Source organism: Roseovarius sp. BRH_c41, assembly GCF_000961715.1.
In the GTDB taxonomy this organism is placed as follows: domain Bacteria; phylum Pseudomonadota; class Alphaproteobacteria; order Rhodobacterales; family Rhodobacteraceae; genus Roseovarius.
Genome location: NZ_LADY01000007.1, coordinates 185,732 through 206,419, shown reverse-complemented (window position 1 = coordinate 206,419; position 20,688 = coordinate 185,732). Strand labels below are relative to the sequence as shown.

17 protein-coding genes and 1 tRNA gene are annotated in these 20,688 nt (G+C 59.2%); 4 read left to right on the top strand and 14 right to left on the bottom strand.

Features of this window, described 5'->3' with window-relative positions:
* Nucleotides 1-17: 17 nt before the first annotated feature.
* From proB to VR71_RS02980, 7 genes are all read right to left on the bottom strand, one after another.
* Nucleotides 18-1,124 (bottom strand): glutamate 5-kinase, encoded by a 1,107-nt coding sequence (gene proB / locus VR71_RS03010; RefSeq protein ID WP_045681009.1) that lies wholly within the window; start codon nt 1,122-1,124, stop codon nt 18-20.
* Nucleotides 1,112-2,155 (bottom strand): GTPase ObgE, encoded by a 1,044-nt coding sequence (gene obgE, locus VR71_RS03005; RefSeq protein ID WP_009818686.1) that lies wholly within the window; start codon nt 2,153-2,155, stop codon nt 1,112-1,114. Before obgE ends, proB begins: the two co-directional genes overlap by 13 nt.
* A gap of 33 nt (nt 2,156-2,188) precedes the next feature.
* Nucleotides 2,189-2,728: a GNAT family N-acetyltransferase gene (locus tag VR71_RS03000; protein WP_009818685.1), complete on the bottom strand. Its 540-nt coding sequence runs from the start codon at nt 2,726-2,728 to the stop codon at nt 2,189-2,191.
* Nucleotides 2,729-2,914: 186 nt separating this feature from the next.
* Nucleotides 2,915-3,184, bottom strand: a complete 270-nt coding sequence (gene rpmA, locus VR71_RS02995; RefSeq protein WP_009818684.1) for a 50S ribosomal protein L27 — start codon at nt 3,182-3,184, stop codon at nt 2,915-2,917.
* Between the two features lie 11 nt (nt 3,185-3,195).
* Entirely contained in the window at nt 3,196-3,810 is a 615-nt protein-coding gene (locus VR71_RS02990; protein WP_045681006.1) for a 50S ribosomal protein L21, read from the bottom strand.
* A 200-nt stretch (nt 3,811-4,010) separates the two neighbouring features.
* Nucleotides 4,011-4,817 carry a hypothetical protein gene (locus tag VR71_RS02985; RefSeq protein ID WP_045681004.1) on the bottom strand — a complete coding sequence of 269 codons (807 nt, stop codon included), beginning with the start codon at nt 4,815-4,817 and terminating at the stop codon, nt 4,011-4,013.
* Between the two features lie 2 nt (nt 4,818-4,819).
* Nucleotides 4,820-5,665, bottom strand: a complete 846-nt coding sequence (locus VR71_RS02980) for a DUF2059 domain-containing protein (RefSeq protein WP_296429791.1) — start codon at nt 5,663-5,665, stop codon at nt 4,820-4,822.
* 133 nt (nt 5,666-5,798) lie between these two features.
* Here VR71_RS02980 and VR71_RS02975 point away from each other — a divergent pair.
* A tRNA-Ser gene (locus VR71_RS02975) sits at nt 5,799-5,888 on the top strand.
* A 239-nt stretch (nt 5,889-6,127) separates the two neighbouring features.
* Here the strand turns inward: VR71_RS02975 and VR71_RS02970 are convergent.
* A complete protein-coding gene (locus VR71_RS02970; RefSeq protein ID WP_296429789.1) occupies nt 6,128-7,111 on the bottom strand; it encodes a hypothetical protein in 984 nt (327 codons plus the stop codon).
* A 552-nt stretch (nt 7,112-7,663) separates the two neighbouring features.
* Between VR71_RS02970 and VR71_RS02965 the strand changes: the two genes are divergently transcribed.
* Nucleotides 7,664-8,542, top strand: coding sequence for an SEL1-like repeat protein (locus VR71_RS02965; protein ID WP_296429787.1), 879 nt, complete (start codon nt 7,664-7,666; stop codon nt 8,540-8,542).
* A 311-nt stretch (nt 8,543-8,853) separates the two neighbouring features.
* Here VR71_RS02965 and VR71_RS02960 read toward each other — a convergent pair whose 3' ends face one another.
* Nucleotides 8,854-9,393, bottom strand: coding sequence for a hypothetical protein (locus VR71_RS02960; protein ID WP_296429784.1), 540 nt, complete (start codon nt 9,391-9,393; stop codon nt 8,854-8,856).
* 219 nt (nt 9,394-9,612) lie between these two features.
* Between VR71_RS02960 and VR71_RS24560 the strand changes: the two genes are divergently transcribed.
* A complete protein-coding gene (locus VR71_RS24560; protein ID WP_296429781.1) occupies nt 9,613-9,936 on the top strand; it encodes a hypothetical protein in 324 nt (107 codons plus the stop codon).
* A gap of 34 nt (nt 9,937-9,970) precedes the next feature.
* Here VR71_RS24560 and VR71_RS02955 read toward each other — a convergent pair whose 3' ends face one another.
* The 4 genes from VR71_RS02955 to VR71_RS02950 all read right to left on the bottom strand — a co-directional run bounded on the left by VR71_RS02955 (nt 9,971) and on the right by VR71_RS02950 (nt 13,407).
* Nucleotides 9,971-10,771 carry a type IIL restriction-modification enzyme MmeI gene (locus VR71_RS02955; RefSeq protein WP_045681000.1) on the bottom strand — a complete coding sequence of 267 codons (801 nt, stop codon included), beginning with the start codon at nt 10,769-10,771 and terminating at the stop codon, nt 9,971-9,973.
* Between the two features lie 178 nt (nt 10,772-10,949).
* Complete coding sequence (locus VR71_RS24555; RefSeq protein ID WP_296429775.1) at nt 10,950-11,465, bottom strand: hypothetical protein; 516 nt, start codon at nt 11,463-11,465, stop codon at nt 10,950-10,952.
* Between the two features lie 181 nt (nt 11,466-11,646).
* The gene (locus tag VR71_RS25520; protein WP_367118638.1) at nt 11,647-11,832 is read right to left on the bottom strand and encodes a helix-turn-helix transcriptional regulator; all 186 of its coding nucleotides are present in this window, start codon (nt 11,830-11,832) and stop codon (nt 11,647-11,649) included.
* Between the two features lie 276 nt (nt 11,833-12,108).
* Nucleotides 12,109-13,407, bottom strand: a complete 1,299-nt coding sequence (locus tag VR71_RS02950; RefSeq protein ID WP_045680998.1) for a site-specific integrase — start codon at nt 13,405-13,407, stop codon at nt 12,109-12,111.
* Between the two features lie 440 nt (nt 13,408-13,847).
* Between VR71_RS02950 and VR71_RS02945 the strand changes: the two genes are divergently transcribed.
* Nucleotides 13,848-18,119, top strand: a complete 4,272-nt coding sequence (locus tag VR71_RS02945; protein WP_045680996.1) for a choice-of-anchor I family protein — start codon at nt 13,848-13,850, stop codon at nt 18,117-18,119.
* Nucleotides 18,120-18,260: 141 nt separating this feature from the next.
* Here VR71_RS02945 and lon read toward each other — a convergent pair whose 3' ends face one another.
* Complete coding sequence (gene lon, locus VR71_RS02940; RefSeq protein WP_009818665.1) at nt 18,261-20,672, bottom strand: endopeptidase La; 2,412 nt, start codon at nt 20,670-20,672, stop codon at nt 18,261-18,263.
* Nucleotides 20,673-20,688 lie beyond the last annotated feature (16 nt).

Genomic DNA, 20,688 nt, shown 5'->3' with positions numbered 1-20,688 from the left:
GCCCTCCGAAATCCGCCTCAGAATGCCATATCGTCACGATGCATCAAAGGTCCGCGCGCCGGATAGCCCAGCACCGCCTCGATCTGATCGGAACGCAACCGTTTGATCCGCTCCGCATCCGCAGCGTCGTACCGCGTGAGGCCCTGCCCCAGAACGCGCCCGGCCTCATCAGCCACTTCGACCGGATCACCCCGGCCAAACCGGCCCGCGACCTCCGTCACCCCGGCGGCAAGCAGGCTGCTGCCCGCCGACAAGGCACGCGCCGCACCGGCATCAACGATGACCCGGCCCTTGGGCTTCATCGCCGCAATCCAGGCCTTGCGCTTTTGCTGCGGATCGCCTTGGGCCAAGAACCACGTTGCCGCCGCGCCATCCTCCAGCGCCCGGATCGGATGCAGCACATCCCCTTGCGTGATTGCCATCACACAGCCGCCCGCTGTGGCGGTTTTGGCCGCCATCAACTTGGTCTTCATCCCGCCCTTGCTCAGGCCCGACACAGCATCGCCCGCCATCGCCTCGATCTCGGGCGTGATTGCCACCACCACGTCGAACCGACGCGCTGAGGGATCCTGTGCCGGATTGGCGGAATAGAACCCATCCACGTCACTGAGCAGGATCAATTGATCCGCCCCCGCCGTGACCGCCACCTGCGCCGCCAGCCGGTCATTGTCGCCATAGCGGATTTCATCGGTGGCCACAGTGTCATTCTCATTGACGATGGGCACCGCCCCCAGCCGCAAAAGCTGTTCCAGCGTGGCGCGGGAATTCAGGTAACGCCGCCGGTCGGTGCTGTCCTCCAGCGTCACCAGAACCTGCGCCGCCGTCAGCCCATGCGCGGCCAGTGCCGCATCATAGGCCCCCGCCAGCCTGATTTGCCCCACGGCGGCGGCAGCCTGCGATTGCTCCAGCGTCAGAACGCTCTGCGGCAGGTTCAGCACCCGCCGTCCTAGCGCGATGGACCCGGACGAGACAAGGATCACATCCGTGCCGCGTTGGCGCAGCCTCACCACGTCCTCGATCAGAGCCGTCAGCCATTCGGCCCGCAAGGCCCCCGTCACCCGGTCCACCAAAAGCGCCGAGCCGATCTTGATCACCAACCGTTTCGCGTCAGTTACGGTTGCCACGGTGCATCTTCTTCGTCCTCGTCCACCACCTTGTGGCGCAGACGGTCGGCGTCGATTCGCGCCCTCAGCGCGCGCAGCACTTCTGTCACCCCTTCGCCCGATACGCCCGACATGAGCATGACAGGCGTGCCACAGGCCGCTTCCAGTTCTTCGCGCAGGAATTCGCGCTCTTCCTCATCCAGCGTGTCGACCTTGTTGAGCACGGTCACGCGCGGTTTGTCGGCAAGCCCGCCACCATAGGCTTCCAGCTCGGTGATGATGGTCTGATAATCGCCAACAATATCACCGGAACTGCCATCCACCAGATGCAGCAGCACCGCACAGCGCTCGACATGGCCTAGAAAGAGGTCGCCAAGGCCGCGGCCTTCGGATGCTCCCTCGATCAGGCCCGGAATATCGGCCACCACAAACTCCACATTGTCCACGCCCACGACTCCCAGATTGGGATGCAGGGTGGTAAAGGGATAATCGGCAATCTTGGGACGCGCATTGGACGTGGCCGCAAGGAATGTCGATTTCCCGGCATTGGGCAGACCCAGGAGGCCCACATCGGCAATCAGCTTCAACCGCAGCCAGATTGTGCGTTCGACGCCCTCTTGCCCCGGATTGGCACGACGCGGCGCCTGATTGGTCGATGTCTTGAAGTGCAGGTTGCCCCAGCCACCATTGCCGCCCTGCGCCAAGAGCACACGCTGTCCCAGTTGGGTCATGTCGGCGATCACCGTTTCCATATCCTCGTCGAGGATCTCGGTGCCCACCGGCACGCGCAGAACGATGTCATCGCCGCTGGCCCCCGTGCGCTGACGGCCCATGCCGGGCGTGCCGCTATGGGCAAAGAAATGCTGCTGATACCGGAAATCAATCAACGTGTTCAGCCCATCGACGGTTTCCGCCCAGACCGACCCACCATTGCCACCGTCGCCGCCGTCGGGCCCACCGTATTCGATGAACTTCTCCCGGCGAAAGCTGACACAGCCGCTACCGCCGCCGCCGGAGCGGATATAGACCTTTGCGAGATCGAGAAATTTCATATGCCGTCCTTACCGCAAAGGCCCTGTCGGACCTCAGATCATCTTTTTGCTATAGGTCCAGGTCAGCACCTTGGAGCCACGCGCGACGCTGAACGCCTCGGCATCCCCAAGATACTGAAACCCGCAATTCGTCAAGACCCGGGCCGAGGCCGCATTGTCCTGAAACACCGAGGCAAAGATCGTGCGCGCATGGTGCGGATTGGCCGCCAGCAGCACCTCGACTGCCGCCGAGGCGACGCCGGTGTTCCAATAGGCCGGGGCCACCCAATAGGCAATCTCGGATTGACCGTCATCGACCCGTTCGAGGCTGATCAGACCCATGACCTCAGAGCCACCGGCTTTGGTGCCGTCTATCGCCCAGATATCCTCGGATCGGTCCTCGGCACGCGCACGCTCAATCATCGCCTCTGTCGCACCCGGCGGCAGAGGATGGGGAATGCTGCGGGTAAAGCGCGCCACGCGCTCATCCCCGGCATTCAGGCCGATCAGCCCGGCATCCGAACCACGCAGCGGGCGCAGATCGAACCGCTCCGCCGCGATCACCGGTTGGTTCAGGATTGTCTCGTCTTTCATGCGCTTACTCCTCCGATCAGCGCCCAAGTCATAGCAAGGAGATGGGCTTCCTCTGCCAAAGCACAACGGCTCACTCGCGCGATTGTGCAGCTCCCCGCCGGGGAAACATCATCTCTTGGTCCCAAAATCGAAAAGGGACCGGCGGTGTCGCCGATCCCCTTATTGTATCAAAACCCTAAGGACGGCTTATTCAGCGGCCTCCGCCACTGGCAGAACCGAAATAAAGGTGCGGCCCTTGAGGCCTTTGTGAAACTTCACAGCGCCTTCGGCGACGGCGAAAAGGGTGTGATCCTTGCCTTCGCCCACGTTCAGACCCGGCCAGAACTTGTTGCCACGCTGACGCACGAGGATATTGCCGGAAATCACGGCTTCGCCGCCGTATTTCTTGACGCCAAGACGGCGACCATCAGAGTCGCGCCCGTTACGGGATGAACCGCCTGCTTTTTTATGTGCCATTTGGTCTCTCCTTAGCCTTTGGCCAATTCTTTGGCCTGTTCGATCCAGCCTTCACGCTCGATGCGGCCTTTGAACGACAGTTTCTCGTCCATAGCAGCTACATCGGCATCCGTCCATGCCGCGACTTGGGCAAAGGTGGTCACACCGGCTTCAAGCAGCTTCTTCTCAAGAGCGGGACCAACGCCCGACAAACGCTTGAGATCATCGCCACCGGCAGCGGGTTTCGCGCTGGATTTCTTGGCGGGCTTGGCCACGGCCACAGCCGGAGCCGATCCGGTCCCAATCGCCGCTTTGATGCCTGTGGCATCCGCACCGCTCTCGAGGATCTCTGTCACCCGCAACAGCGTCAACTGCTGGCGGTGGCCCTTGGTGCGCTGCGAGCCATGCTTACGGCGACGTTTGACAAAGTTGATGACCTTGTCACCCTTGACCTGATCGACGACCTCGGCCTGTACCGCAGCACCGGCCACGAAGGGCGCACCGATGACCGGTGCGTCGCCGCCCAGCATCAGAATCTCGTTGAATTGAACTTTCTCACCGGCATCCGCTGCAAGTTTCTCAACACGAAGCATGTCGCCTGACGACACCTTGTATTGCTTGCCACCGGTCTTGAGGACCGCAAACATGGGCTCTTCCTTTTCTCTCCGCGCTCTGTGGTCCCCGGACAATCCGGGCGTTGTTGGCCCTCAGGCCACCTCGAACGGCGCACCCCTCAGGGGTGTATATCAAAGACAAACCCGGCAAGATCATCCCGCCGGGTTGCGCGCTATTGCCAAACTCCAGCCCCAGAGTCAAGGGCCGCCCCGGCAAAACCGATCAAACGAGCCTATAAATCCTCGCCATCCATCTGCAAGGCGGTGGCCAGCCCCAACTGATACGACAGCTCTTCATACATCGCGTCAAAAGCAGCGAAAAGCGCACGATTGAGATGCTTGCCCTCGGGGCTCTGGTAGAGGGCGATATAGGCGTCCATCACCTCTTGCGACAGCGGTTGATAGGCCATGGTCAGATAGGCCTGCATCCAGTCGCGCGTTTCCTCCCGCATCTCGGATTCCTGCGCCCAGATTTCGGCCAGCATCTCGTCCTCGCTCAGGTCCAGACCGCCCCCGTCGGCCAAGCCGCGATAGAACACCAGATTGGCGTTGAGCGCCCCCGCGACATTGCGCTCGATCAGGTCACTGTCCGTGATCAGCGTCGTGACCTTTTCGACGATCGGGGCGCCCGCAGCGGCCAGTTCGGCATAGCGCACCTCAGCGGCGGCCTCGGTGCCATCGTCGAGCAGGGCCCGACGCCCGGCGATTTCCAAGCTGACGATCTCAGCCCCCTGCCCCTCGAAGAACGCGAGCAAGGGCCCGGTATCAGCCCCCTCCATCGCCTTGGCGAAATTGGTCTGAACCTGTTTCAGCATCTGCTCGGCGTCATAAACCCCGGCCACCACCCGGTCCCACCGCGCGCGCTCGGCCGGGCTCAGCATCTCCTCTCCCACATCACCGCCATAGCGCAGCCCCTCAGCGCGCATGATCTCAACGGTCTCTTCAAAATGCAACGCGCCCATCAGGCGATCCACCTCGCCCGCCCGCAGTGGCACCGCGAGCAGGATCAACGCAGCACAGGCGACGAGAAACGCCCGCACCGCTACAACTCCTGCGCTGGTGTCAGGCCCCGCATCCGCGCCGCCAGAACCTCGAACCGGTTCGCCATGATTTCGTATTGCACAGCATTCATCAGCTCATAGACCCGCGCCATTGTCGGCTGCTGCAACGCCTCCACATAGGCGCGCAGATCCGTCGTTGTCAGATCCTGATAGGTATAGGCCGCATTGGCCAGAGCCGAGGCACGCAAGCTCTCACGCAACTCCTCCTCACCCTCGGCCAAAACCGCCCGCAACATGCTTTCGTCAATTTCGCTCTCCAGCACCCCGGCATAAGAGGCGGCGAGGAGGAACCGCACCTGAATCTCCTGCACGGCGCGCACGCCTGTGCCGGCACTATCCACAGCGGCATTCATCTCGCTCAGAACCTCGACGCGGTCGGGCTCCATCTGCGCCAAGAGCGCCTCGCCCTCGGCCCGTTTGGCATCATCGTCCTCTTGCAGGTGCGAGGCATTCTCGACCGCGACCAGACGCTGTCCCAGATCCGAGGCATAGAATTCAGCAGCATGACCCAACATCTCGTCGTCCATCGCCTGCTCGAGAATGCCAAGCCCCATCTCGCGCATCCGGGCCGTGTCAAACACCTCGTCGGCAATATCCGTCCAGCTCTGCCCGAAATCACTGGCCGACAGCCCCAGCATCGCCGGTGCCCCAGAGGCCGAGAGCGCGATACTGTCCAGCGCCACGCCAAAGCCCGTCACCTCCAGAAACGCCTCGAGCCGCTCCCGCTCCGCCGCGCGCAGCGACCCCGCGGCCAGCGTCACAGCCATCATGGCCAGACACCCTACCGCGATACCACGCGCATATGACCGCAAGGGCCTCCCCATCATCACAAGCCGTCCTTTCAGAAACCATCCGATCCGCCGTGTCTCCAACCTAGGCAAATTATCCAGCGAAACAATGCAAATCCCCCTTGCTCCCCCCGCCAAAGGCAAATAAACGCTTCCTCCACCAGACCCCCGCGGAGAGGTGCCGGAGTGGTCGAACGGGGCGGTCTCGAAAACCGTTGAGGATGCAAGTCCTCCCAGGGTTCGAATCCCTGTCTCTCCGCCATTACCCATTGATTTTATTGACAAAATAAGGGGTATTACCCGCCCACCCCACATAAGACCCCACATGCCAAAAATGCTTATACACGCGCCTTAACAAGTGCATAGCTACTTAAAATTGGCATAGCGCAAATAAGGAAATGTGCTGGGCAGGGCTTACATGAAGCAGCCACGTAAAAGTTTATCCATCGCCACTTGCTGGTTCGACAGATTGAACACCCGAATAATAAACAGGAATAAGCGCTATTCTGTTATAGTGATAACACCACGCGCCTCCATGTCGTCCAATAGCGCCCACACGGCTCCCGACCAAACGGCTCCCATCACTGCGATCCTCTCGATTTCTTGACGCACACGTTTTACGCTCAACGGCCCATCGCTATGAAGTTCCTTGTAAAGATTAATCATCTCGCAGGGCAAACTTACTAACTTTGGGTGAAGACCTTTCCATCGTTGCCGAAAGGACAGGTAGGCAATGAACGACCACACGGTGCTTATCGCAAAGAGAAACCCGGCACCTACAATCAAAAGAAGTGCTGTTTCTTCTCCTATCCACCCAATAGCATGAATGCCAATTATCGCAGCAACGACAATAACCAAGCTAAGAGTTGCCCAGCATCGCCCAATTAGCCACATGACGACTGGTTTACGGTTCATTGTCGAAGCCGCGCTTCGACCAGTTACGATGTTTTTTTCATAAATTTCCGTAAGAAACGCCGTAACCTCCATGTCTATCAGCGCCACCAAAAGCGCGCGATCCGCAAACCTAGGCCGAAACTCACTGCGCAAGTAACGGCCAACAGAATTCTCTAGCCCCGCCTTGTCGACATTCATTTTCTGGCCTCTCATCGCATCTGATATTAGATTGCGAGGGTGGGCGTCATGGGTAACGCGAAATATTCTTCTTACTTCATCGGAATTTAGTTTAGCTCGCTCTTCGATACTAAACGGCAATCTTATCAAGGTCCCGCATAGTTCAATGTCTTTAGCAACGTCATACGCTGTTTCGAGGATTTCCCATGCATCTGCTGATCCCGGCTCTAAACCACGCTCTTTTGCAATCCGTATACCTTCATCAAAGAACGCACACATCAGTTCCATAGATTGTGAGCGAATCTCAGCGCGCTGGGCCTCCTCTGAAGCTTCATCGGGAAGTTGTTTCGCGGATTCAATCAACCTATCGCGCATTGCGTGCCATGAAACTGGCTTTGAGTCTAAATCTTCCAAGATTGCCACCACGCTAATAATATTAGTTCATAATTGGATAGATTGGGCAGTGCATCAAGCCTGGTGACTTGCAAAGATCACATCCCGCGCAGCCCAAAGGCGACGAAAGGCAACCTAATCTGCAAACCTGAGGACGAGAACAACCACCTATTTAGAACAATCCATGCAATTCCTTTAACGCGTCCGTAAAATCCACGGGCCACCATTTTCAAACAAATGGAAAAGAGGTTTGATATTTCAAAGCTTGCCCTTGAAAAGGGTCTGCTCAAACTCCCTAGTCTCTCGCACCAGTTCATTGATCGCGCGCCGTGTCCCTATGAATTCCCGTGACCGCATGCCGTGGCGAAAGGATGGGTGGGCCTTGCCCGCTTCATGCCCACCGCCCGCGCCATGAAAGCGACAGACTGACCGACGTGTAGCCACGAGGCCTTTACGACACTTGCCCAACTTATTGAAGTTGACGTTCGGCGTCGCCCCCCCGATGGTATGAGGCATGTGTCGCCACCGACCGATGCCAAGCCAAAGGGGGCCGTTGTTAGAAAGGAAAAGGCCATGATGAAATGTATCCGGTGCGGCATTACGGCGCTGATGCTTACGCCCGCAGCACAGGCAAGTGACTATGCCACGGTGTTGAAGGAGTTGCGACCACTTGCTGAACAGGGTGATGTCAGTGCGCAATACAGACTCGGCGGTATGTATGACAACGGCCAAGGGGTGACGCAGGACTACGCCGAGGCCCTTCGGTGGTATCGGATGGCCGCCGAGCAGGGCAATGTCAGTGCGCAATACAGACTCGGCGGGATGTATAACAACGGCCAAGGGGTGACGCAGGACTACGCCGAAGCCCTTCGCTGGTATCGGATGGCTGCTGAGCAGGGCAGTTCCGTTGCGCGATCCAGCCTCGGCGATATGTATGCGCTTGGCCAAGGGGTGCCGCAGGACTATACCGAGGCCCTTCGGTGGTATCGGATGGCCGCTGAGCAGGGCAATGCCTATGCGCAAAACAACCTCGGCGTCATGTATGCAATTGGCCAAGGGGTGCCGCAGGACTACGCCGAGGCCGTTCGGTGGTATCGGCTAGCTGCTGAGAAGGGCGATGACTATGCGCAAAGCAACCTCGGCTCAATGTATTACAACGGCCAAGGGGTTCCGCCAGACTACGCCGAGGCCCTTCGGTGGTATCGGATGGCCGCTGAGCAGGGCAATGCCCATGCGCAATACAACCTCGGCCTCATGTATGAAATTGGCGAAGGGATTATTCAAAACTATACCACCTCGCATATGTGGCTCAACATCGCTGCCGCAAACGGACATTCACAAGCTAGCAATAATCGAGACAACCTGTCCAAACGGATGTCTGCTGCCGACATATCCGAGGCGCAGCGTCTGGCCCGCGTGTGTCTCAATTCAGACTATCAGGACTGCGACTGATTGCGCTGGAGTAGGTAGTCGTGGTGAGGGCTGAAAATCAGTACCTGTGCTGTTAGCCAGAAGGCATGCGCTTCGCCTTCTTCGCCTCTCGCACCAGATCGTTAATCTCGCGTCGGGCTTCGATCCATGCCCGCGCCCGCATACCGTGGCGATAGGATGGGTGATCCGCGCCCGCACCGTGCCCACCGCCTGCCCCATGAAAGCGACAGACTGACCAGCCTTTGACCGCAGGGCCTTTGCAGGGTTGCCCGGTGCGCTTGGACTTGGCAGCGCATCTTGGGGCCGCGTGCGCCCTGCACATGGGGTTGTCGTCATCTTTCATCGCTTGCCCTCCCCCCGTGCTGCACATTGCCCACGATAGCCTGTCCTCCATCCGAAACGTTCATGTGTTGCACCACCACCGTTTGTTTGCCGCCGGTGCGATGCTTGCGCAACGCCTCGACCTGCGCCGCGAAAGTGCGGGCCAGCTTGTTAAACCCGGTGTAATGCGCCTGCGCTTGGGAAATGTTCTCGGTATGGGCAAGCCATCGTGCCGACCGGATCGTCGCAACATGGGTTGCGGCCATCTGCACCGCCAACATTCTCTCGACCGCATCTCGCGGGGCCATGTCACGGATCATCGACAGCATGAAAATCCGTTCATCATTGCCGGGGTGGTTGTCGCTGGCCTCGTTTGCCTTGAGCGCCTTAAGACAATGGCTCAATAGCAATTCGGCCTGCATGTCGTCAGAGGTTCCGAAAATCTTACATAGGGCGTTCTCTCGGGCGAGTTCAACCGTTTGCCCAGCTTCAGGCGATCCGCTCACCTTGACCCCTAGATCATCCACCCCGGCTTTCTCGATTTGCGCCATGCCGCTCGCCTTTCCGCATCATTACAAGTGCGCCCCTGCAAATTAGCAAACACGCTTTGCAAATATACCATCAAAGGGGCCTAGCGCATAGGCTTAGACGGCCAACCGCGCATCTTCGATCAGGCGTGCTTGACCCTTGGACAGAAATCACTGACGTTGATTAAACCCGTATTCAGACCAATCGGAAACACTTGGAAAGAAAGCGCCAAGGGCAAAATCATGGCATTCTTTAAAAAAACAAAGTTCAGAACCGAAGCGACAGAAATTCTTGAGCGGCACGATGTTCCATGTTCGTCGCTAGGCAAGTCTCTCAACAACCATCTATTTGAAATGTGTGACGAAGCACTTCGTAGAAACCGCTCACCGCACGACGCCGCAGCGATGTTCTTGCTATCAGTTGCGACACTACCCCCCAATCCCTATAATCCGATGTTTGGGGATGAGACTTTGCTTTTCCAAGCTAGTGAAATTGCAAGGGACTCTCATGAATCACTTCAGGATATGATTAACTCGGCAATTCGCAGGGCATTTCCCAGCAAGTGAATTGAAAAGCTAACTATGGACATTCGAGCATTGCTCACACCGCAAAACGCCCGCCCTCGGTCAGTCGCGCTTGGCCCAAGGCGGTCAGGCTTTCCAAGAGCGGTTGCACTGTTCCTGCCCGCCCCCGTTGGAATTGGCGGGCCACCTGTTCCGGCGTCGCCTCGCCCAGATCGGATAGGGCGGCTCGCACGGCGGCGATTTGTTCGGGCAGGGATTTGGGCCACGGGTCTTTGGCGGTGGTATCCTTGGGGCCTAGGTCCATGGGGTCGCGCAGATCATCTAGGGTGATGCGGTAACGGTTGCCATCGGGGTATTGTGTATAGCCCTGCCCTTGGCCTGAGAAATCCGCATAAATTTCTATGACGTGACCAACGTCTACCACCATTAGAAACGGCGGCCATCCGTCATGGCGTGACACGGCGCGCGCATATCCATCCGCCTGATTACGCGCCCGCGACATGGTGTCATCCCAGCGCCGCGTGCCGCGTGTGCCGTGGCCTTTGCGGGTCGCGCTGGGCGGGTCAGGCAAAAGCGCAAGCTGGGTATCATCCTCGGGCGTCGCGCCCCCTACCCCTTGCTTGGCTTCCATGACAAAATGCCCAGCGCGGTAAAGGTCTATGAAGCCCCGCGTTTGGCTGCCCGTGTGAATGAAGGTTACGGGCCGTTCAAATCGGTATCCATCGGTTGCCGGGTCATCCGTTGCCGGGGCAGGCTTGGGAAGGCCGAGGAAATCGCAAAGCTCATTTGCGAAGGTTTGGAAGTTCGCGCGTTCGCTGCCCCCTGAGCCTTTCCAGCGTGTAATGAAATCTTCGATATTCCACCTAACACCGATCATAAAAGCGCGAAACTTTGCGCAATGCGTTCACTCTTAGGGATAGCGGGCAAAGACACAATGGCTCAAGTCTTTCCTCGGTCCTTACCTCGCATCGCCCAATTCTTGCACCAAGCGTTCCGCACGCCTCGTGATGTATGGAAACACCATAGCCTATGGCTACAATCTATATATGCCACACTCATTGTGCCGCAGATTTGAAGCTATTTGCACTTTGCGTCACATTCGTTGTGCCGGATAACGCCTTTTTACAGGGCGTTTCGGCCTCTTTGGCACAGTGATTGTGCCGGGGTGGCTCACTTTTTGTGCGGGGTTTTTGTTTTTTTCTCCACCGCATGAATGCTTTTCCAGCGGGCTTTTTGTCCTTAGTGGGTAGTTCTTCAAGAATCCATTTTGAGGCTACTCCAATTCCTGAGGGGCCAAGATAAGGCGGCGTTGCTAAGCGGATGAAACCACGATCTTGAAGCTCTGCGAAGTATGAACCAATTGAGTTCCGATGCACATTCAATGCTTTCGCCGCCTCGCGATGGGAAAGAAAGATTTCGCCATTGTTCCCTCCGTTGTATAAACGTTTAAGCGCGATGTATAACGCCCGTGGCCCCGGCTTCATTGTGGCCCATGCCTCAGTCGCTTGCATGTATTCCATGATCTGCACATGACGCCCGCCACGTTTTTTACCCTTTGGCCTTCCAATCATACGCCACCGCCTTTGCCCTCAGTCGTTAGGACATGAAAAATCATTCGGCCAAAAGCCGTCTCGTTTGGTTTGGTCATCGGTTGATGCCTCTAACTGCTGAATTGCCCTAGGACATGGAAACGCCGCCCGCAGGTTTTACCCCACGGGCTTTGCGCATCACTTGTCCAAGCTTTATAGACCATTAGGCTGCGTCGAATTTGGACGCTTCCCAAGCCTCTATCTCGGATAATTTCCATCGGGTGCAGCCGGGTGAAAGTTTTACCGGCCTTGGAAAGTTTGGGTCACTCCGCAGCCAGCGACGTGGCGTCAGATGATGCACTCCATATCGCTCCGCGATTTGTCGGTCAGTTAAAAAAATGTCAGCCATTATCGCTCCTAAGGCTCTGTCCCTTGCAACAAAAAGGTGTTGCTTCGGGCGTTTTTTTGGTGCTCAAAGGAGGGGTCTTACCAAGACAACCCCGCCCTGCGTCGGTTTTTGCGGACCGCGCAGGGCATTAGACACGTGAGCTTTGGGTCGCATCCAATAAGACTATTATGCGTCGTGTCGCATCCTTGCGAAAGCTAACACTTGAGCAAAAACGCTTTTTTTGTGGATGGAATGCAATCAAAGCGGGATTTGCAATCGAAAATCAGCGTGGCGTAGTCACCGCTTGGTAGCCATGGCAACAACACTAGCTCGCGATTCGCAGCCTAGCAGAAAGCTTGCCCAATCCCCCATCATTCTCCGCCGTTTCTCTATCATGTCGCCACGCCGATAGCTGGCCTCGACCGCGTTGCTGATTTTGTGAGCTAAGGCAACCTCAGCCATATCACCGGGATAGGCGGTCTTTTCCCCCACCCAATCCCGAAACGTCGAGCGCAATCCATGTGGCACCGCTGGACGCTTAGACGTGCGGTCAATGAAACCCGCGCCGCCTTCGGCAATCTCTGCCTCGTGCATCCGCTTCATGGTGGCCGATAGCGTCATATCGGACAGTTGCCCGCCTCGCGCCGCTGGGAACACCAACGGGTTATCCTTAAGCCGGGGAAGGGCCTCCAGCATCGCCACCGCACGGGCAGACAGGGGCACGCGGTGTTCTTTGCCCATCTTCATGCGCGCGCCGGGGATGATCCAGAGCGCAGCCTTCAAGTCGATTTCATCCCAAAGCGCGCCCCGCACCTCTTGCGACCGGGTTGCGGTCAGGGCGGCCAATTCCAGCGCACGCGCCCCAAACCCCTCACGCGCCTGCAATGCCGCAAACCAGCGCGGCGCATCCTCCAGCGCCAACGCGGGGTGATTGCCCTCATTTGCAACCTTGGACGGGGGCGGCAAAAGCTCTTTCAAGTTACCAGCCCAGCGCGCCGGGTTGTCGCCTGTCCGATGCCCTGCAACCGTCGCCCAACTCAAAACGGCCTCGATCCGCCCCCGCAGGCGTGACGCGGTTTCGGTCTTGTCCATCCAGAGGGGGTGCAGCACGCGCAAGACGTCCTGCGTCGTGATGTCCTGCACCAGCATCTTGCCCAAGTCGGGCGTGGCATAGGTGGCAAGCGTGTTTTCCCATTGCTGGCGATGCTTGGCATTCTTGAAGGCGTCGAGCTTGGCGGTAAGGGCCTTGTCCACCGCATCGGCAAAGGTCAGACCACGGCGCTGGGCGGCCACCAGTGCAGCCTTGGCGGCCCTTCGTTCCTCTACAGGGTCGACACCCCTTTCAATCTTGTCGCGCGCCTCACGGGCCTTGTCGCGGGCCTGAGATAGTGTCACGCCGGGAAAGCCACCCAATCCGATATCGCGGCGCAATGTGCCGACCTTTATGCGCAAGACCCAAGACCGGCCACCGTTTGGCGTCAACTGCATGTAAAGCCCCGGCACACCACCGACCGAACACAAGACATTCCGCTTGCCGCCCGGATGGGCCAGCCGCTTTACGTCCAACGCGCTAAGTTCTTCCGCAACCTTCGGCATTTCATATACCCATCATAAAGCCCCACATAAAAACTGTAACCGGGTGCATACGATTGCGCAAGGCTGCATAGGCACGATGTGGGGTAATGCCCAAATAAACAAGGCTTAGACGTTATTTATCCATCTGATTACAAATGATAAAAAGACGATTATGGCGGGCTGTCTCTCCGCCAACTTGGCCTTTCCTGATCCGTCAGGCCTTGCCAAACCATCACATCGCCGACCGGCAGTCTGAGCGATTATCGCCCGATCCTTGACCCCACATGGAGCCTCGTCGCAGGGGCTCAAGATGCGGTGGTCAAGCGATCTGTGGCATGCGGCGCGTCTTCACACCGCCAACACCCCCCACGTTACACCCCCGTTACAAATCCCACAAACCCACGTCACAAACGGCCTCTATCGGTTCCGGGCAATATTCCTAAACCCGGGTGGACCCTCCTATGGCCTATACGCTTCAACTTCTGCATGCCAACGATCTCGAGGGCGGCGTTGCCGCTCTGGACAACGCGCCGAACTTTGCCGCGATCGTCGACACGTTCGAAGATACGTTCGAGAACACGATCCTGCTTTCCGCCGGAGACAATTACATCCCCGGCCCGTTCTTTTCGACCGCAGCAGATTTCTCGATGGGGGCCACACTGACCGCCGCTTATGAGCGGTTCTACACCGAAGTCCTCGGGCAGGACCTGACCGGCGTGACGCTCGACATCACCGAAGGTCCGGGCCGCGTCGACATCACCATCATGAACATTCTGGGCTTTGACGCCTCGGCGGTTGGCAATCACGAATTCGATCCCGGCACCAATGCTTTCGCGGGCATCATCAATGCTGCCGGCGGCGATGGCACGATCGACTGGGTCGGTGCGCTCTTCCCCTACCTCTCGTCCAACATCGACTTTTCCGGCGACAACAGCCTTGGTCGCCTCTTTACCGACGAAATCCTGACCTCGGATATCTTTGCGGAATCGCTGGCCGATCTGGCCGCGCGCAACATCGGCCCGGCCATCGCTCCGGCAACCCTGATCGAAGAGGGCGGCGAGTTGATCGGCGTCGTGGGAGCCACCACCCAGATCATCGAGACCATTTCCTCGACCGGCGGCACCAATGAGATCACCGGCGGGACCAACAACATGGCCGCCCTTGCCGCAGTCATCCAGCCGCAGATCGACGCGCTGATCGCAGCGGGGGCCAACAAGATCATCCTCACCTCGCATCTCCAGCAGATTTCGCTGGAAAAGGAATTGGCGGGCCTGCTCGACGGGGTCGACATCATCATCGCGGGCGGCTCCAACACGTTGCAGGCCGATGCCAATGACCGCCTGCGCGACGGCGATGAAGCCGCCGAAGGCTATCCCTTCCTGACCGAAGACGCGAGTGGCAACGCCGTGGCCATCGTCTCGACCGATGGCGAATACAGCTATCTGGGCCGCCTCGTGGTGGAATTCGACGATGCCGGCAACCTGATTGCTTCCTCCATCGACGACACCGTATCCGGCACCTTCGCCACGGATACTCAAGGCGTGCTCGACGTGACCGGGGCGGCCAGCCTCGATGAGGCGCTCACCACCTCGGCCAAGGCCAGCATCGTGCAGGACCTGACCGACGCGGTGCAGGTCATTGTGGACGAGGCCGACGCCATCGCCTTTGGCAACCATGACGTGTTCCTCGACGGACGCCGCGAAACCGTGCGTACCGAGGAGAGCAACCTTGGCAACCTGACCGCCGATGCCAATCTCGCGGCGGCCCGCGATGCCGATAACACCGTCAACGTCTCTTTCAAGAACGGCGGCGGCATCCGCGCCGAAATCGGCTCAGCCACCAACACCGGCACTGATGCAGGCGACGGCGTGCTCTCGCAGCTCGACCTGCAAAACTCGTTGCGGTTCAACAACGGCTTGGCCGTCGCCACTGTGACCAAAGAGGGCTTTCTCATGCTGCTCGAGCATGGCGTGGCCGATACGGACACCGAGGCAGGCAACACCCCCGGTCGGTTCTTCCAGATCGGCGGCTTCCGTGTCAGCTTTGACGAGACAGGCACCGCCCAGGAACTCGTCACCGACGAGAACGGCGATTACGTGGTCGATCCGGCCACCGACCGGCCGCAAGTGGCCGTCGCGGGCGACCGGGTCAAGACTGTTGCTCTGATCGACCCCGAAACCGGCGATGACATCGTGATTTTCCGCGATGGCGCCTTTACCGCTGAGGCTCCCGAAACCATCCGCATGGTCACGCTCGACTTCCTCATGCAGAGCAATGGCGATGGCTATCCCTTCCAGGAACTGATTTCGGACGTGCAATTCCTGACACCTGACGGGACCATCACCTCCGACACCGCGGCCGACCGCCTTGGTGAACAGCAGGCCTTGGGCGATTTCATGTCCGAGAACTTCCCCGACGAAGACAATGCGTTTGCCAACGCCGAAACCGATGTGACCAACGACCTGCGCATCGTGCAACTGGCGCGCAATGGCGGGAATGACCGCATTCTGCTGGACGAAAACACCTCAACGCTTGAGGTGTCCATCGCGGCCGAACTCCTGAGCGGCGAGACCGAGCTTTTCACCGGCGGCTCCGAGGTGGTTTCGGTCGACGCAGGCCGCGCCTATGTCACCAACGGCGCGCAAAACCGGATCGACGTGTTCGATGCGGCCACGGGCGCGAAACTCGGCGAATTCGATCTCGGTCAAGTTCAGGGCTTTGCCAGCGTGCAATCCGTCGCAGCCAAGAACGGCCTTGTCGCCGCCGCCCTCTCGGTCACACCGGCCGAGGCCAATGGCGTTGTGGCGCTCTTCGATCTTGAGGGCAATCTGCTCAACACCGTTGAGGTGGGCAACCTGCCGGACATGGTGACCTTCACCCCCGATGGCACGCGCATCCTCGTGGCCAACGAAGGCGAACCGCTGGACGCAACCGATCCGCTCGGAACCGTTTCGATCATCGACCTGAGCGGCGGCGCGGCCAATGCCACCGCCGTCACGCTCGACTTCTCGGCCTTCGACGGTCAAGAGGACGCGCTGCGCGAGGCGGGCGTTCTGATCCAGCCGGGCAATGTCGCCTCTCAGGATCTGGAGCCGGAATACATCACCGTCCTGCCCGATGGCGTCACCGCATGGGTCAGCCTGCAAGAGGCCAATGCCTATGCGGTCATCGACCTCGCGACCAACACGGTGACAGACATCCGCAGCTTCGGCCTCGTGGACCGTTCGCTTGCCGGTAATGAGATCGACGCCTCCAACCGCGACAATGCGATCAACCTGCAAAACTACGACAATCTCTTCGGCATGCGCCAGCCCGACTCGATCACCTCGATCGAAATCGGCGGTGAGACCTATATCTTCACCGCCAACGAAGGCGACGCACGCGATGCGACCGAGGCCCGGATCGGCAGCCTCACGCTCGATCCCACGGCCTTCCCCAATGCCGATATCCTGCAACTGAATGAGAACCTTGGCCGTCTCAATGTCCGCAGCGATCTGGGCGATACCGATGGCGACGGTGATTACGACCAGCTTTTCCATTATGGCTCGCGCTCCTTCACCATCTACAATGCGGCGGGCGAGATCGTCTATGACAGCGGATCGCTCTTTTCGCAGCTCATCGCCGAAATCCGCCCCGAGCTTTTCAATCAGGACGAGGGTGAATTCGATGGTCGCTCTGACGACAAAGGCGTTGAGCCCGAGGCCATCGCCGTCGGCGTGGTCGAAGGCAAGCCCTATGTCTTCATCGGGCTCGAACGCGACAGCGGTATCATGGTGTTCGACATCTCGGACCCTGCCAACCCGGTGTTCGACAGCTACATCGACAGCGAAGTCAACGCCAACATCAGCCCCGAAACCATCGCCTTCATCCCCGCAGAGCAGAGTGCAACGGGCTTTGCCCAGATCGCCATCGCCCATGAGGGCGACGGCAATACGGTGATCTACAACCTCGACAACCTCGGCGTGGACAACAGCTCGTCCGCACGCAGCGATGGCGACGACATCTTGATCGGCGGCGACGGCGACGATGGTCTTGGCGCAGGTTTGGGCAACGATCTGGTCAGCGGTGGCGCCGGCAATGACAATCTCGGCGGCGGCTTGGGCGACGATACCGTCAACGGCGGCCTCGGCAATGACACCATCGGCGGCGGTTTCGGCGACGATCAGATCAACGGCGGCGCCGGCAATGACGTGGCCAACGGCGGCTTCGGCAACGATCTGGTGCAGGGCGAGGGCGACAACGACCGCCTCGGCGGCGGTCAGGGTGTTGACACGATCGAGGGCGGCACCGGCGACGACAACCTCGGCGGCGGCGCAGGCACCGACCTGCTCGACGGCGGCGAGGGCAACGACAGCCTCGGCGGCGGTTTCGGCGACGACACTGTTCTGGGTGGCGCAGGCGATGACTTCCTGGCTGGCGGCGGTCGCGATGACGTGCTCGATGGCGGCGCGGGCAATGACACGCTCAACGGCGGTGACGGCAATGACCTGATGACCGGCGGCGAGGGGGTCGATACTTTCGTCTTCAACACGCTCATCAGCGGCGAGGCCGACATCATCACCGATTTCGACAGCGCTGCCGAGACCGTGATCCTGCGCAGCGTCGCCAATTTCGACGCGCTCGAGATCGCCGATACGGTCGCTGGTGCGGTGGTGACAGTGGACGGCCAATCCATCACCTTCGAGGCGGTTCTGGCGGCAGACCTTACTGTCGACAACTTCGTCTTCGGCTAAACCCTTCCGTATACAAAACCTTCACCGGCCCCGTTCAACACCGGGGCCGGTATTTCTTTTGACACAAACACCAACAGAAAAACGCCCCCGGCGATGAACCGGGGGCGTTTTGTCTTGTCTGATCAGAAAGGACCTGCGCCCTTAGTGCGCCACCGCACCCCTGCCCTCTTCGCCGGATTTCAGCGCGGCCTCGGCGGCGGCGGCCTCTTCGGCCTCTTCATCCCACTCCACCGGCTCGGGTGCGCGCACCAGCGCCAGCTTGAGCACGTCCCGCACATGATCGACGGGAATGATCTTGAGCCCCGCTTTCACATTGTCCGGAATCTCGACCAGATCCTTTTCGTTCTCACGCGGAATGATCACGGTCTTGATCCCGCCACGCAGCGCCGCCAGCAGCTTTTCCTTGAGGCCGCCGATGGGCAGCGCATTGCCGCGCAGCGTGACCTCGCCCGTCATGGCGATGTCCTTGCGAATGGGAATCCCGGTCAGCACCGACACGATGGATGTCACCATCGCAAGGCCTGCCGACGGACCATCCTTGGGCGTCGCCCCTTCGGGAACGTGGACGTGAATGTCCCATTTCTCGAACTTGGGCGGCTTGATCCCCAATTCGGGTGCGACAGAGCGGACATAGCTTGACGCCGCATCAATCGACTCCTTCATCACATCGCCCAGCTTGCCGGTGGTCTTCATCCGGCCCTTGCCCGGCAGGCGCAGCGCCTCGATGTTGAGCAACTCGCCGCCCACACTCGTATAGGCAAGCCCGGTGACAACACCGACCTGATCGCTCTCTTCGGCCAGACCGAATTTGTATTTCCGCACGCCAAGGAAATCATCAATATTCTCTGACGTGACCGTTATCGTCTTTTCCGCACCCTTGATGATCCGCGTCACCGCCTTGCGGGCCAGCTTGGCAATCTCACGCTCAAGGCTCCGCACCCCGGCTTCACGGGTGTAATAGCGGATGATGTCCGTCAAAGCGCCGTCCGTCAGGGTGAACTCACCCTTCTTGAGACCGTTGTTCTTGACCTGCTTGTCCAGCAGATGCTGCTTGGCGATCTCGCGCTTTTCATCCTCGGTATAGCCCGCCAGCGGAATGATCTCCATCCGGTCCAAAAGCGGTCCCGGCATGTTATAGCTGTTGGCGGTGGTCAGGAACATCACGTTACTCAGGTCGTATTCCACCTCAAGATAGTGATCGACAAAGGTCGAATTCTGCTCGGGATCGAGCACCTCGAGCATCGCCGACGCCGGATCACCCCGGAAATCCTGCCCCATCTTGTCAATCTCATCCAAGAGGATCAGCGGGTTGGTGGTCTTGGCCTTCTTCAACGCCTGAATGATCTTGCCGGGCATCGACCCGATATAGGTCCGACGATGGCCCCGGATCTCGGATTCGTCGCGCACCCCACCCAGCGAAATCCGGATGAATTCGCGCCCCGTGGCCCGTGCCACAGACTTGCCAAGGCTTGTCTTGCCCACACCCGGCGGGCCGACAAGGCACATGATCGGGCCTTTCAGCTTCTGGCTGCGCTGCTGCACGGCCAGATATTCAACGATCCGTTCCTTGACCTTCTCCAGACCATAGTGATCGTCATCCAGCACGTCTTGCGCCTTGTGCAGATCCTTCTTGGTGCGGCTCTTCACACCCCACGGAATGCTCAGCATCCAATCGAGATAGTTGCGCACCACCGTGGCCTCGGCGCTCATCGGGCTCATGTTCTTGAGCTTTTTCAGCTCGGCCTGCGCCTTTTCGGCGGCCTCCTTGCTCAGCTTGGTGGCCGCGATCCGCTCTTCCAACTCGGCAATCTCGCCCGCGCCATCCTCGCCATCGCCCAATTCCTTCTGAATGGCCTTCATCTGCTCATTCAGATAATATTCGCGCTGCGTCCGTTCCATCTGGCTCTTGACGCGAGTCTTGATCTTCTTCTCGACCTGCAAGACGCTCATTTCGCCCTGCATGAGGCCATACACCTTCTCCAGCCGCTCGCTCACGCTCAGCGTCTCAAGCAACTCCTGCTTGCGGCCCACCTCGATTCCCAGATGACCCGCCACCAGATCGGCCAGCTTGGCGGGTTCCTCGGAATCGGTGACAGCCGCCATCGCCTCATCGGGAATGTTCTTTTTCACCTTGGCATAACGCGCGAACTCATCCCCCACCGTGCGCAACAGCGCCGCGATGGTGGTGGCATCACCCGGTATCTCGCTCAGATACTCGGCCTTCGCCTCAAAGAAATCGGAGTTGGCCAAATAGTCCGTGATCCGCACCCGCGCCACGCCCTCGACCAGCACCTTGACGGTGCCATCGGGCAATTTCAGCAGTTGCAGCACATTGGCCAAGACGCCGACGCGGTAAATGCCGGCTTCATTCGGATCATCATCAGACGGGTCGATCTGGCTCGACAGCAGAATTTGCTTGTCATCAGACATGACCTCTTCCAGCGCGCGCACCGATTTCTCGCGGCCCACAAAGAGCGGCACGATCATATGCGGGAATACCACGATATCGCGGAGCGGCAGAACCGGGTAAGAGGCGTTGAGGGTATCTTGCATGCTCGTTTTCCTGTTC